Annotated in this window: 12 protein-coding genes; 6 read left to right on the forward strand and 6 right to left on the reverse strand. The window is 49.6% G+C overall.

All coding sequences use genetic code 11. The features are described from left to right. Positions 1 to 80 precede the first annotated feature (80 nt). Together CVV44_20920 and CVV44_20925 are read right to left on the reverse strand one after the other, a co-directional pair. Positions 81 to 2,726, reverse strand: coding sequence for a valine--tRNA ligase (locus CVV44_20920; protein PKL35277.1), 2,646 nt, complete (start codon positions 2,724 to 2,726; stop codon positions 81 to 83). Positions 2,727 to 2,794: 68 nt separating this feature from the next. After that, on the reverse strand, positions 2,795 to 3,355 hold the full coding sequence (locus tag CVV44_20925) for a hypothetical protein (GenBank protein ID PKL35278.1): 561 nt from the start codon (positions 3,353 to 3,355) through the stop codon (positions 2,795 to 2,797). Between the two features lie 150 nt (positions 3,356 to 3,505). On the opposite strand from CVV44_20925, the gene CVV44_20930 reads away from it, so the two are divergent. Both CVV44_20930 and CVV44_20935 read left to right on the forward strand, forming a co-directional pair. Then, positions 3,506 to 4,249, forward strand: a complete 744-nt coding sequence (locus CVV44_20930; protein ID PKL35279.1) for a hypothetical protein — start codon at positions 3,506 to 3,508, stop codon at positions 4,247 to 4,249. A 1-nt stretch (position 4,250) separates the two neighbouring features. Further along, on the forward strand, positions 4,251 to 4,598 hold the full coding sequence (locus CVV44_20935; protein ID PKL35280.1) for a hypothetical protein: 348 nt from the start codon (positions 4,251 to 4,253) through the stop codon (positions 4,596 to 4,598). 103 nt (positions 4,599 to 4,701) lie between these two features. On the opposite strand, the gene CVV44_20940 is transcribed toward CVV44_20935, so the two are convergent. The 4 genes from CVV44_20940 to CVV44_20955 form a co-directional block, all read right to left on the reverse strand. Beyond that, positions 4,702 to 5,124, reverse strand: a complete 423-nt coding sequence (locus CVV44_20940) for a hypothetical protein (protein PKL35281.1) — start codon at positions 5,122 to 5,124, stop codon at positions 4,702 to 4,704. A gap of 74 nt (positions 5,125 to 5,198) precedes the next feature. After that, entirely contained in the window at positions 5,199 to 5,600 is a 402-nt protein-coding gene (locus tag CVV44_20945; protein ID PKL35282.1) for a biopolymer transporter ExbD, read from the reverse strand. After that, a complete protein-coding gene (locus CVV44_20950) occupies positions 5,597 to 6,247 on the reverse strand; it encodes a TolQ transporter (GenBank protein PKL35283.1) in 651 nt (216 codons plus the stop codon). The genes CVV44_20945 and CVV44_20950 overlap by 4 nt, the downstream gene beginning before the upstream one ends. A gap of 3 nt (positions 6,248 to 6,250) precedes the next feature. Beyond that, complete coding sequence (locus CVV44_20955; protein ID PKL35284.1) at positions 6,251 to 6,883, reverse strand: energy transducer TonB; 633 nt, start codon at positions 6,881 to 6,883, stop codon at positions 6,251 to 6,253. Between the two features lie 184 nt (positions 6,884 to 7,067). Between CVV44_20955 and CVV44_20960 the strand changes: the two genes are divergently transcribed. From CVV44_20960 to CVV44_20975, 4 genes are all read left to right on the forward strand, one after another. Further along, complete coding sequence (locus CVV44_20960; protein PKL35285.1) at positions 7,068 to 9,284, forward strand: hypothetical protein; 2,217 nt, start codon at positions 7,068 to 7,070, stop codon at positions 9,282 to 9,284. Between the two features lie 73 nt (positions 9,285 to 9,357). After that, positions 9,358 to 10,215, forward strand: a complete 858-nt coding sequence (locus CVV44_20965; GenBank protein PKL35286.1) for a tetrapyrrole methylase — start codon at positions 9,358 to 9,360, stop codon at positions 10,213 to 10,215. Between the two features lie 56 nt (positions 10,216 to 10,271). Beyond that, positions 10,272 to 11,036: a hypothetical protein gene (locus tag CVV44_20970; GenBank protein PKL35287.1), complete on the forward strand. Its 765-nt coding sequence runs from the start codon at positions 10,272 to 10,274 to the stop codon at positions 11,034 to 11,036. 484 nt (positions 11,037 to 11,520) lie between these two features. Then, positions 11,521 to 12,954: a hypothetical protein gene (locus CVV44_20975; protein ID PKL35288.1), complete on the forward strand. Its 1,434-nt coding sequence runs from the start codon at positions 11,521 to 11,523 to the stop codon at positions 12,952 to 12,954. Positions 12,955 to 13,057 lie beyond the last annotated feature (103 nt).

Below are 13,057 nucleotides of genomic sequence, written 5' to 3' on the forward strand. Positions count from 1 at the left end.
GATAAAGATGTGCCGGAGAATATACCGTTAGAACCCCTCCTTGAAGAGGGGATTATCCTCTGTGTGTTTATATTGAGAAATTACCCCAGCTTTCCGAGACTCTCCTTCAGCTTCTCCAGGACCTGAACAAACTCATCGCGCTTGGCCTTCTCCTTGTCAATTACCTCTGCCGGTGCCTTTCCGACAAAACTTTCGTTTGACAGCTTGGCGTCGACCCTTTTCAGTTCTTCTTCCATGCGGGATATTTCCTTTTCCAGGCGGGCCCGTTCCTTGTCGAAGTCGATGAGTTCCTTCAGGGGGATATACATCTCCAGGTCTTTCAGAACAGCCGATGCGTCGGTGTTGTCGGGAACATACTGCGCGTTGATGATGACGTTATGAACCTTCGCCAGGGCCTGGATGTGTACCGTGTCGCGCCGTACGAGTTCAGCCAGGTCGGCGCTGCCGGTTTTAAATACAACGCTGGCTTTTTTGTCGGGCGGGATATTCATCTCGCCGCGGACGTTTCGTATCTTGTACACGATCTCCTTGAATGTCTCGGTCTCCGCCGTCTCTGCCTGAAAATCGAAGGCCTCATCGGGTTCGGGCCAGGACGAAACGATGATGCGGCCTTCGCCGGGCTGTTTTATTTTGTCCCAGATTTCTTCGGTGATGAAGGGCATGAAGGGATGCATGAACTGCAGGGTGCTTCTCAGGATGTGGTATAAAACCTGTCGCGCCGTTTCCGATGATTCTTCGGCGGTTCCGTCTTTCGCATAGAGACGCTGCTTGGTAAGCTCTATATACCAGTCACAGACATCGTGCCACCAGAAGTCATAGATCTCCTGGGCAGCGTCATTGAATTTGTATTCACCCAGGGATGAGGATATGGTTCTCACGGCCCGGTTGAGCCGGTGCAGTATCCAGCGGTCGAAGATTTCCAGGTTCGCGGTGTTTATTTTTCCGGGCCTGAAATCACCGCCCAGGTTCATGAGAATAAAGCGTGTCGCCTGCCAGATCTTGTTGATGAAGGCGCGGTATCCCTCGACGCGTTTTTCAGAGAAGACGATGTCTCTGCCCTGGGCGGCGAAAATAGCCAGGGTGAACCGGAAGGCGTCGGTGCCGTACTGGTCCATGAGAATAAGGGGGTCAATGACATTACCCTTTGACTTGCTCATCTTCTGTCCGTGCTCGTCACGTATGAGGGCGTGGATATACACATCCCTGAAGGGGACATCACCCATGAATTTGATGCCCATCATGATCATGCGGGCCACCCAGAAAAAGATGATGTCAAAGGCCGTGACCAGCACCGATGTGGGATAGTATTTTTTCAGAGCCGCCGTGTCTTCGGGCCATCCCAGCGTTGAGAAGGGCCACAGTCCCGAGGAGAACCAGGTGTCGAGAACATCCTCATCCTGCTTCAGGTTTTTCGAACCGCACTTCGCGCAGGATTCCGGCGTGTCTATTTCCACGTTGATATGGTCACAGTCCCGGCAGTAAAAGGCGGGAACCCGGTGCCCCCACCAGAGCTGCCGCGAGATGCACCAGTCCCGGATGTTGTACATCCATTCATAATAGGTTTTCTCCCAGTTTTTCGGGACAAAGCGGATTTTTCCCTGTTCGACGGCCTTTATGGCCTCGTCGGCAAGGGGCTTTATTTTAACAAACCATTGTTTGGAAAGATAGGGTTCGATAATGGTCTGGCACCGGTAGCAGTGTCCCACGGAATGGTTGTGCTTTTCCACTTTTACGAGGAGACCCAGCGCATCCAGGTCTTCCACGATTTTTTTCCGCGCTTCGAAACGGCTCATTCCCTGGTACGGACCGCCGTTGGCGTTGATATATCCGCGGCTGTCAAGAATGTTGATCTCTTCCAGGTTGTGCCTTTTGCCCATATCGAAGTCGTTGGGATCATGGGCCGGGGTTACCTTCACGAGGCCCGTGCCGAATTCTTTGTCGACATACTCGTCGGCGAAGACGGGTATGTCCCTGTTCATGAGGGGAAGCACGACCATCTTTCCCACCAGGTACGTGTAGCGTTCATCGCCGGGATTCACTGCCACGCCCGTGTCACCCAGCATGGTTTCGGGGCGCGTCGTGGCGATGGTGATATGGTCCTTGGTGCCGGCGATGGGATATTTTATGTGCCAGAAACTTCCTTCCAGTTCCTGGTATTCTGTCTCGATATCCGAGAGGGCCGTTTCACAGCGGGGGCACCAGTTGATTATGCGGTATCCCTGGTAGATCAGTCCCTCGTCATAGAGGGTTTTGAAGACATGGTGAACTGCGCGGGAGAGTCCTTCGTCGAGAGTAAAACGTTCGCGCTGCCAGTCCAGGGAACATCCCAGCCTTTTAAGCTGTCCCTTTATCTGTCCGCCCGAATGCTCCTTCCATTCCCAGACCCGCTCCTCGAATTTTTCCCTGCCCAGGTCATCCTTTGTTTTTCCTTCCGCTTTCAAAAGCCGTTCCACAACATTCTGTGTGGCAATGCCGGCATGGTCCATGCCGGGCATCCACAGGGTGGACTTTCCCATCATGCGCTGCCAGCGGGCCAGTATGTCCTGCAGCGTGTTGTTCAGGGCGTGTCCCATGTGCAGGTTGCCCGTGACATTGGGAGGCGGTATGACTATGCAGTAGGGTTTTTTGCCGTCGCTTTCAACGGCGTGAAAATATCCCTCCTGTTCCCATATTTCATACCATTTATTTTCCGCTTCGTGGGGCTCAAATATTGAAGGAAGTTCCATAGCACCTGACCTCTAAATCCATGATAACAGTCATTTAGGAAGCCCGTCGGAACGGTGTCAATCCATTTTCACCGCAGGCTCAGGACAGCCTTTTCAAGCCTTGTCAGTGTGTCATCTCTGGCGCCGGTTTCACTGAAGACTATATTTCCCGCCGCATTGACGAGAAAGGTGCAGGGAACGCTTTTCGCGGGATTGTACTTTACCAGTGCCATATGATACATATCCATGAGAAAGTCATGGCTGACTTTGATATCATCAAGAGTATCCATGGCCTTTTCCCGGGCGCTTTTGCCCGTATCGTTGGTATCCACATTGATGAGAATGAGTGACAGATTTTTTTCCCTGCCGTATTTTTTTTCCATTTCCACGAGGAGGGGCATTTCCTTTTTGCAGGGCACGCAATAGCTTGCCCAGAATGAAATAATCAGATTACCCTTCAGTTTCGACAGGTAAACAAAATTGCCGTTATTGTCAGTCAGGGCGAATCCCGGCGCTTTTTTATACCCGGCGTGGGTTGCTGAAAAGGCCATGAGAGCGATGCACATGGCTATGAACAGGGTCTTTTTCATGGAATGCTCCTTATGATAAATTCGGAAAAATGGCGAGGATACTGCCGCACCGGAAGTCATTATGCGGCATGGACTTTATTCGTGCAATTATTTTATTGTGAGGCAGCCATCATTAAAAGTCCCCCTCCGTGGGATTTAGGGGGGGCAATATATTGCCGACAACACAGGAATGGGTTTGACAAACAGGAAAGATACTCTTGAATTGGAACCATGGAACCAGTCTATCACACAGAACCCTACACTGACCTGGCCGAGGCCTATGATTATATCCTCAGGCATGTCGATTACCAGGAATGGTATCAATATATCCGCAAGGTCATGGAGCGCTTTACCGTGGATGCAAAAATGGTGGTGGAATTGGGATGCGGTACCGGGAGATTCGGCGCCAAATTTTCCACGGACGGCTTCGAGATTTATGGCGTTGATAAATCGCTGGAAATGCTCAGGGTGGCCAAAGCCCGGGCGTTCAAAAACTTCCGCATCATCTGCGCCGATATGGCGGAGTTTCACCTGGCGAAAAAGGCCGATTTCATTTTTTCCGTGCATGACACCATGAATTATTTCATCAACAAGTCCGATGTCCGCCGTGTCTTTTCCTGCGTGAGGAACATCATGCACGAAGATAGCGTGTTTATGTTCGATATAACCACGGAATACAATATCGAAAGCAACTTCCACGACGTTACCAACACCTATGAGATACGGGGACGCTCCGTGGAATGGACCAATGAGTTCAACCGGCGCAGGCGCATGGTTCTTTCCACCCTGCGCTTTTTCAACCGCGACGGTACTGCCGGGGTGGAGAATCATATCCAGAGAATATACAGCATCGGCGAGATAAAGAAGCTTCTGAAAAAGGAAGGCTTCGAGGTGCTGGGAATATTCGGAGATTATTCCTTCATGCCCCCTTCGGGCACCACGGTGATGATAAATTTCGTGACACGGCTGGCGTGATATGAGTATACTCCTGTACATGGCGGGCCTGGTTATAGGCCTGGTCCTGTTTCTCTACATTCTCTCTCTCTACAATTCCGGGAAGGAAAAAATACAGATTGCCACGGGCAAGAGGCAGCCCCGGCCAAAACCCCGGGCCGATCTTCCTGCGGGGAACCTCAGCTTTGCCTCGATTCCGCCTGGTGAGCGCATGTGTCCCCTGTGCCGCTCCAAGCTGACAAAATACGAGGCCCTCTACGCCTCGCGCATGAAGACCAGCGACGGCGATAAAATATTCGTCCACGGCTGCCGGTACTGCTACAAGCCCGATGAGGACCCGGACCAGGCCAGGAAATCCACGCTGCCGTGATAGTTCTTGCGGTGAAACCCGGCATTGCTACTGATCATAAATATAGTTCAGTACATTTATAGACGTGAAAATTATCGCAAAACCTGTCGTGGTTTCCGGTGAATCACTGAAGTGCTTTCAACTCTTTCCGTTTATTCCTCGCACCGATAAACAGCGATGTTGAAACAACAGCCCATATCAAAAGAAAGCTGCTGATCATTTTTTGCTTATGAACATTTGCCCAGTTTCCCTGTGAATTTTTGTTAAGCGTTTCGTCGGATATTTCTATTTGCAGCTCCTTTCCGTGGGCCATGTCGTCCGCTGCAGTCAAACGCCAGGTGCCTATTGCCTTTGGGACAAAGGCAATAACCCCGTCGGCATCTGTCCGGGAATTCATATACTCAATTTTATTGTTGCCCGGAGCGTATATTTTTACTGCGGCATAGCTGAAGGGTTCTCCGTCATCATACCGTATATCGACTATGACCGCCCTGCCAATGCGTGATGCTGCCGTAACCCCGTGGCCGTAAAGATTCTGTGAAAGCATCAATAAAGAGAACAGAATTCCTATTATCGTTCCTTTAAATTTCATCGTAGAGTATTTTCTCCTCAATCAAAAATTCATTTTTTAACCGCCAGGGCTATCCTGCTCACACCTGATTTTCTGATGAGTCCCATTACGCGGGTAATACTTCCGTAATTTAGCCCTTCATCAGCGGACAGAGTCACCCTCATCGCGGGTCTGAACTTAACCTGGCTTGAAAGAGACGTGATTAGTGCGTTCTCGTCAACTATGGAACCGTCAAGCATCAGGTGTCCCTTTTTTGTCAGTGATATCTGCGTTGACTCAGCCACATTGGGGTCAGCGGAAGAGGATTTAGGCAGATGGATGTTGACCGATTCCTTTTTCAGGAAGCTGGCCGTTACCATGAATATCACCAGCAGCACAAGTAGAATATCAACCAGGGGTGTTATATTAATCGAGCTGATAACGCTGTTGTTGTCGCTGATATTGTCTGTCATAAATCTTTTTCTCCTTCCCAGCCGGGGTCCTTGCTGTTGTTGAAGCCGTAGCTTGCCTGGAATTCCTTCGACAGGTATTCCAGGTTTTGCATGATAACCCTGGTGGCGCTGGCGAAATAGTTGTTCACAATTACAACGGGCACGGCAACGGCAAGGCCGGCTGCCGTAGCAATCAGTGCAGAAGAAATGCTCCGCATGACGATCTCGGCGCCAACTCCTCCCAGCATGCCCAGACCATAGAATGCCTTGATCACTCCCAGCACCGTGCCCAGAAGTCCGATAAAGGGCGCATTATTTCCCAGCGTGCTCAGAATTGAAACATGCTTTTCCAACTCGACCCTGATTTCGATGCGTTTACCATCCATCAGGTCTCCTAGCCCCTGGCGTCCCGCGCGATAATGGGTCAGGGCATAGCTGGCAAAGCGCTGATATACGCCGGGAACGAATTGGTCGGAATAACGGAGGGCGTTTTCAATATCGCGGGAGTGGAGCATTTCTACGAGCCGCTCCATGAAGACACCGGCTTTGCCGGCCCCGTTTCGGCGGAACACGACAAAGCGTTCAATTGCAACTGTAAGGGCTATTATGCTTGATATGCCCAGGGCAAAGAAAATGACAATTTCTCCATAATCAACGAATGGATTCATGATTTACTCCAGTTGAAAGGTAAAGGCGATGGTGTGGTTCATTTTCACCCTTCTTCCGTTTTTATATCCGGGACGAAAGCGCGCCAGTTTAAGTATCCGCACCGCGGCCTCGTCAAAACCGTAACCGGCAGGCTCCGAGGCGACACGTACACTGTCCAGGGTTCCTCTTTCATCGACGCGTATATTGACCATCACCGTTTTTTTCTTTATATTGGCCCGTCTTGCCTCGGCGGGATAATAATTATTTACATTAAAGCGTATGACCGGCACGGGCGGGCTGTCACCGTGAATCGAAAACAGATATCCGTCACCATCGGTGGAATTTCCCGACAGGGCATTCTCGTTCTCTTCAACAGCCGGAGCATCGGGTTTTTCGTCTTTCCTGCCAGAGCCCTCTATCCATTGCGGAGCATCAATTTTTTTCGGATCAGTGTCTCCTCCAAAGAGCTCCGGGGGAATATCAGCTATCTCGACTTCCAGGGGCGAAACATTGATATCCTCCGAAGAATAAACATCGCCTGAAAAGGAATCGGCGACAAAGACCAGGCACAACAGGCCATGGACGGCCAGGGAAAGGGCGAAACTGTTTCTTAACAAATTATTGTGCACCGACATCCTTTTAATAAATGCGTTCATCTGCCTCGCTATATCATCCGGGACTATCTTTGAGTATTATACGATTGTTATTTTGTTGTTAAAATAGTCAATAAAAAAATAAAATATACATAAAAGAATACAAGAAATAAATTAATACTTGACTAATGTTACAAAAAAGAAAAAGGTGCTACGTGATTTTAGCATTTTCAAGGAGGATTATTTCATGTTGAGAAGGGTCTTTTATGTGGTACTTATTTGTCTGCTTTCTTCTCCCGTCTCGCTTTTGGCCCAGAACGTCGTCGGAGATGACAATGACAGGGATACCACAGCGGCAACAGAATCAGAAAAAGATGTAGCAAAGAAAGAAACCGAAAAAAAGGAAAATCATAAAAAAAAATCGGTCAATGAAATTGTGGTCAAGGGACAGGCCAATAAAATGGTATTTCCCATTGTCACGAAAGAAAAGGATCTTCCCGGTGATCCCCAGAGCATTCTCGATATAATGAAGAGCCAGGCAATTCTTAACTACCGGGGGCAATCGGACCTGGTAACCAAGGACGATGATTATTTCATGCGCGGTTTCGGCAGCAACCGCTTTACCACTGCCGTGGACGGTATGGTCATCAGGAAGACCGGGGGCAGACAGGCCAGTGACATCGTGGATTACGGGTTTATCCCGCCATGGCTCGTGGAGACCACGGAACTTATACCGGGCCCCCATTCGGCCCTGTTTCCGGCCAAATCCATCGGCGGCGTGGTGAACTTCGTCACGAAAAAACCCACGGTGAGGGACACCTTCTGGCCGGAAATAGACATGTCCATCTCGTATAAATCGTATAACACGCAGAATTACAACACTAACGTGAGCGGGAGCGTGTACAATTTTACCTATGACGCGGGATACCAGTATTATTACACAGACGGGTATCTCCGCCATACGAACACCGCCGTGCAGAACATCTTCGGCCGCCTGGGGTACGCCTTCGAGAACGGGGGATACGTGGCACTGAGCATCATGGATTCACGGGCTGACCGGGAGCTGGCCGTGGAAAACTACCCCGGCGTCGACGCCGATGACGGCTGCCCCATTGCTACAGCCACATACGACAATGATTACCCCATAGTCGATGTGGAGCAGACCGGCAACACTCGAAACAAATTCTACAGCTGGCAGGACCCCACCTGGGACCGAACCTCCCGGGCCTACCGTCTGGGCGCCAGCTATCCCACCTTTCTCGGTACCTTTAGCCTGGGGGCCTACCTGCACAAGGAGGTAAAGACCAAAGAATATGAGCAGTACAAATCGGGAGCTATCTCGCATAACGAATCCGAGACCAAATACTGGAGTCAGGGAGGGCGCATCGAGGATGTGATAAGCATCACCGAGTGTCACAAGACCACCGTGGCCTACGACATGGAGCAGCTTTTCGACGGTGACGACAGGGACAAGCGCGTGGAGGTCCACGGCGGCGCCCTGCAGCATGAATGGATTATTATAGATCCTCTCACGCTTACGCTGGGGATGCGCTACGAGCATGTGTGGATAAATGTGAGCAATGCAAGCACTAATCCAATCGCGGGACAGGGTGACTGGATTGAAAAGAACTGGCAGGGATTTATGCCGAAATCAGCCCTGGAATATGACATGGACAACCTGGCCGAGTTCCTCCGCGATACATCGCTCATCCTTGCCGCGAGCCGAATCTGGCACGCCCCGGACAGCCACGGTCTCTATGATCCCCAGGGGAAACCCACGGGATACTGGCTCAAACCCGAGACGGGCATGGGATATGACCTTATTTTTTCGCGTCGGCTCTTCGGAGATTTTTACATGAAGGCGGGATACTCTTTCTCGCACATCGAAAAATATTTCGCCTATAACAGCACTCACGCCGAGTACACCCCGACGGCATATACCGGAGATGCCTCACTGTATTATAAGGACTACATGTTGAACCTGGACCAGATGCACCGTCATGGCGTTGAGGTGGATATGAACGGCAATGTCCTCGATTGTCTGAAGGTGAACCTGTCCTATGCGTTCCAGAAATACTTCAACAGGGGTGATGAACCGGCCGGTAAAGAAACGGCCAGCGACAGGCCCGAACACAAGCTCAATGCCGGCATTCGCTATACCATCATCAGGAACCTGGTAGTCATGGCTGATTATTCCTTTCAGTCGAAGCAGGTGGCAACGACTGTTGAAGAAGTGGATGACGGTTTTGGAGGCATTATTTATGACGTGCAAAAAAATCCCATGGAAGCATACCAGCTGGTCAACCTGGGCATGGCCTTCGCCTTCATAGACCATCAGTTGGGCATGAAGAACGCCACCATTAAGATTTACGTAAACAATGTCTTTGGCGAAAAGTATGAAAACGCCAAGGGATATCAGATGACCGGGCGGACTTACGGGTGTGCCCTGAGCGCGAAAATATAAGCACAAAACCCGGGGATTTTACCCCGTTAACTTTTGCGGTCAGAAAACCGCGCTATACTATAAGGAGTAAAATATGAAATTCAGACACAACATATGTATCCCGGTTGTTTTTCTCGCACTGGTGTGCCTCGCTGTTGGTTGTACGCAGGCCAAGCTTCCCGCGGACACGAAACTTTTCCTGGTGGGCATGGGTCCGGGAGACCCGGACCTCATAACCGTACGGGCTCTCGATGTTATCAAGGGCGCCGATGTCATTGTCTGTTTTGAAAAATCCAGGGATAAATACGCCTCGGTCATCGGAAGTAAAACAACTATTACGGCGCCCCATGGGTTCTGGCATAATTATGGGAAAAAAATCAGCGATATCAAAGACTGTAAGGCCGCTGAACAGGAAAAGGCCATCGCGCCCAAACGCGATGCCTTCATTAAAGAGGTGCGGTCTCTTGTCGCAGAAGGAAAAGTAGTGGCCGTTCTGGACAGCGGTGACCCCATGGTTTACGGCCCCTGGGCCTGGATACTGGAGGAGCTTGAGGATCTGAACCCCTCCGTGGTGCCGGGACTCAGCTGCTTCAATGCAGCCAACGCGGCCATGAAAAAATCTCCCACCATCTCGGCCTCCACCAAGTCGGTCATCCTGAGTGCCAATGACTGGAAAGGAAAAAAAGATACCATAGACAAGCTTGCCAAAGTCGGGGCTTCCATGGCCCTGTTCACCATGAGGGCCGAGTTCGATTACTTTATTGAAAAGCTGAAAGCGGGATATCCCCTGGACACCCCCGTGGCCATCGTCATGCACGCGGGATACAAGGATAAGGAAAAGGTCATCACCGGGACACTGGGGGACATTTCCGGAAAAATTAAAGACCGCCCTTTTGAATACATGATTTATATCGGTGATTTTATCACATATAAACAAAAGGGAAGGCAGTAAAGAGTGAGCGCCGCCCCTGTCGGGGCGGCGTGATATTACTAAAAGGGGACTATATTATGAAAAAATACGCGGTGGTTTTAATAAGTGTTCTGTGCCTGTCGGTTCAGACTCCCGGCCATGCCCATTCACTGTGGATGACGGCAGACAAAGACAATCCGGCGGTGGGAGAAAAAGTGACCATTACGGTGAGCTGGGGACACGGTCTGGCGAAAAAACAGGAAATGAAGGAAGGAGTTATCGAAAAGGTCTCTGTTATCGGACCCGACGGTAAAGAGATCACTCCCCAAAAGATCGATCTTATTCACTACAGCTTTGTTCCGAAAAAGGCGGGGTACTACGTTATCTCTGCGGGAATGCACTCCGGATTCATGACAAAGACGACGACGGGCAGAAAACGACAGAGCAAAAAAGGTCTGGATAACGCACTGAGCTGCATGAACTTCGACATACGATCGAAAATGGTGATAAGGGCGGGAAAAGAAAAGTCTTCGGCGGCTTCCACGGTGGGAGCTCCTATCGAGATAGTTCCCCTGGGCGATGTGAGCAGCCTGAAAAAAGGAGACAGTCTTGAGGTTGTGATCATGTTTAAGGGAAAACCCGCTGCAGGTATGACCGTTGCTGCGGATCATGAAGGTTTTTCGGGTAAAAGCCACGATGAGCACAGCGTATCGGCCAGGACCGACGCCTCCGGGAAGGTCCGTCTGAAACTTTCCAAACCAGGGGTCTGGCTCATACAGGTAAAAAATGAGCTGCCCTATCCCGATCTTGAAGTCTGTGATACATATATGTATGCCACGAGTCTCAGTCTTACGGTACAGTGAAATTTTAAAGAGAAAAACGGGCCGGGGTTAGCGGGTCTCACATCGCTGCCCCGGCCGATCTGCCGACGGGAAGTCTCAGCTTTGAGTAAATATCACCGCTCCCACATTCATGTATCCCGGTATACCGCCAATGATAAAAAAATTGATTATTCCTTCTAAATAATTATTTTTTAAATATAGATAGAGCGGAATTGCTTTTATTTAATTTACACCTTTCAATACAATACCGACAGGTGTATTCTGATTCATTCATTCATTGTTATCGTTGGTTAGTATATAAAAAGATGTTACTGACCCACAATTTTCTGCAATTGACAAAAAATATTAAATATATACATAGCCTTAATGCATAATTTTTAATGTCCTGTTATTTTTTTCAGGTTTCCGATAGATGCCTTTGTATTGCTTGTTCCATCAACGACCCATGGATGTGCATGTGTATTAATAATTATACAATTATTTTAAACGGATCATGGAGGTTGTTATGTCTAAAAAAAGATTTTTAAGGTTTCTTTTCTGTATGGTTGTTATTTTTCAGATATCCTGTTATTTCGGCAAACCGGAGGTGGTTTATTTCGACGGTCATATGCACACAACACACTCCGATGGCAGCGGTTCTATCGCTGATCTGAAGGAAGTGGCACTGGCCCGCAATCTTGATGCAGTATTCGTTACTAATCACGCAAAGTCGATTATCGATGTGGATGAATGGAATGACATTGTAGACAGCTGCGGTGCACTTTCGGAAGAGGAATTTTTAATGATCCCTTCCTTCGAGATTACCGGCAGCGAAGGCCTGTTGTGCCGTGATCATGTACTTGCCTGGGGAGTGGAGAGTCCCTTTGTGGGCGATCCTGTCAATGGTTCGGTCCCTGAAGAGGTCTGGCCATCACCGTCTAATCCCTACGGCACCGGCCCTCTCTATCCGGAAAATATACGGGAATGGACCGACTGGATCCATGACAATAACGGGTTAGCGGTCCATAATCACACTACCGGCACGACGCAGCTCAGTTATAATGTGGATTTTATCGAGGTCATCAACATGAGCCATATCAAGGACTTTGCCCGTTTCGCGGAAATGGCCGGTTTTAGCGAGGACGATGCGTGGAACCTGGGCCTGCTCTTCAACAGTTTTTCCGTTTACGGGGACCGGTATCTCCAGATGATCGTTGATATGCCCAACCCCTATAATCCCGGAACAACCATTCAGCTGCCTTTGCAGCAGGCGCTGTACCTGGGAACAGCGCTCATCGGCGACATGGGAGAAAATTCCGGAGGAGCCCAGTGGCTCGGTTATGGATTGCCGGAAAACCTTATTGGCTCCGAGGCCATGCCCGGTGCTCCCCTGAATTCCTGGGATGATCTGCTCATGGCCTATATCAACGGGGAAATAGATCATCCTGTCTATTGTGTGGCAAACAGCGATTCCCATAACACCGCTAACATCGATGTGGGGAGCGCCGATTATGATGATTCCGATGTCGGGGAGGCAAAGAACGGCGTGTTTCTCAGTCATTTAGACAAGAGATCCTTGTTATGCGCTATCAGCCGGGGCAACCTCTTTGCGACCAGCGGTCCTTCAATATACTTCGATGTAAATCGTAAAATCATGGGTGAGACATTGAAGATCGGGGCGAAAGGAAAAAAACCCGTAAGTCTGACACTTTCTGTCGACTCGGAAAGCCCGACAGCCCTTCTTGTCACAGTTGATATTATTAAAAACGGCGAAGTGATACATTCCGTACAACCGATGGCATCGGAATACCAGCTGGTGCTGAAAGATGAGGTATCGGAAGATTGCTATTATCGTGTTGAAGTTACTTCCCTGGAGGGGGCTGACAATCGACCGCGGTTCGCCTATGGTAATCCGGTTTTTATAGATTTTTCCGGTAAAAAACCTTGTGTCAGACATTGATGCGGATCCAGGGAAAACATAGAGGATTATTATGATGAAACAATTAATGTAATAGTATACGGTTTTGTCAATTGGGATACAATTTAAAGCCCCGGAAGCGGGG

The organism is Spirochaetae bacterium HGW-Spirochaetae-1, from assembly GCA_002839375.1.
In the GTDB taxonomy this organism is placed as follows: Bacteria; Spirochaetota; UBA4802; order UBA4802; family UBA5550; genus PGXY01.

What these genes read in the sequence shown, in the direction of transcription:
- CVV44_20945 (PKL35282.1), bottom strand. Translation starts at nt 5,600, where the DNA reads ATGACAGACAATATCAGCGACAACAACAGCGTTATCAGCTCGATTAAT.
- CVV44_20970 (PKL35287.1), top strand. Translation starts at nt 10,272, where the DNA reads ATGAAAAAATACGCGGTGGTTTTAATAAGTGTTCTGTGCCTGTCGGTT.
- CVV44_20935 (PKL35280.1), top strand. Translation starts at nt 4,251, where the DNA reads ATGAGTATACTCCTGTACATGGCGGGCCTGGTTATAGGCCTGGTCCTG.
- CVV44_20975 (PKL35288.1), top strand. Translation starts at nt 11,521, where the DNA reads ATGTCTAAAAAAAGATTTTTAAGGTTTCTTTTCTGTATGGTTGTTATT.
- CVV44_20920 (PKL35277.1), bottom strand. Translation starts at nt 2,726, where the DNA reads ATGGAACTTCCTTCAATATTTGAGCCCCACGAAGCGGAAAATAAATGG.
- CVV44_20940 (PKL35281.1), bottom strand. Translation starts at nt 5,124, where the DNA reads ATGCTTTCACAGAATCTTTACGGCCACGGGGTTACGGCAGCATCACGC.
- CVV44_20930 (PKL35279.1), top strand. Translation starts at nt 3,506, where the DNA reads ATGGAACCAGTCTATCACACAGAACCCTACACTGACCTGGCCGAGGCC.
- CVV44_20925 (PKL35278.1), bottom strand. Translation starts at nt 3,355, where the DNA reads ATGACTTCCGGTGCGGCAGTATCCTCGCCATTTTTCCGAATTTATCAT.
- CVV44_20955 (PKL35284.1), bottom strand. Translation starts at nt 6,883, where the DNA reads ATGAACGCATTTATTAAAAGGATGTCGGTGCACAATAATTTGTTAAGA.
- CVV44_20950 (PKL35283.1), bottom strand. Translation starts at nt 6,247, where the DNA reads ATGAATCCATTCGTTGATTATGGAGAAATTGTCATTTTCTTTGCCCTG.
- CVV44_20965 (PKL35286.1), top strand. Translation starts at nt 9,358, where the DNA reads ATGAAATTCAGACACAACATATGTATCCCGGTTGTTTTTCTCGCACTG.
- CVV44_20960 (PKL35285.1), top strand. Translation starts at nt 7,068, where the DNA reads ATGTTGAGAAGGGTCTTTTATGTGGTACTTATTTGTCTGCTTTCTTCT.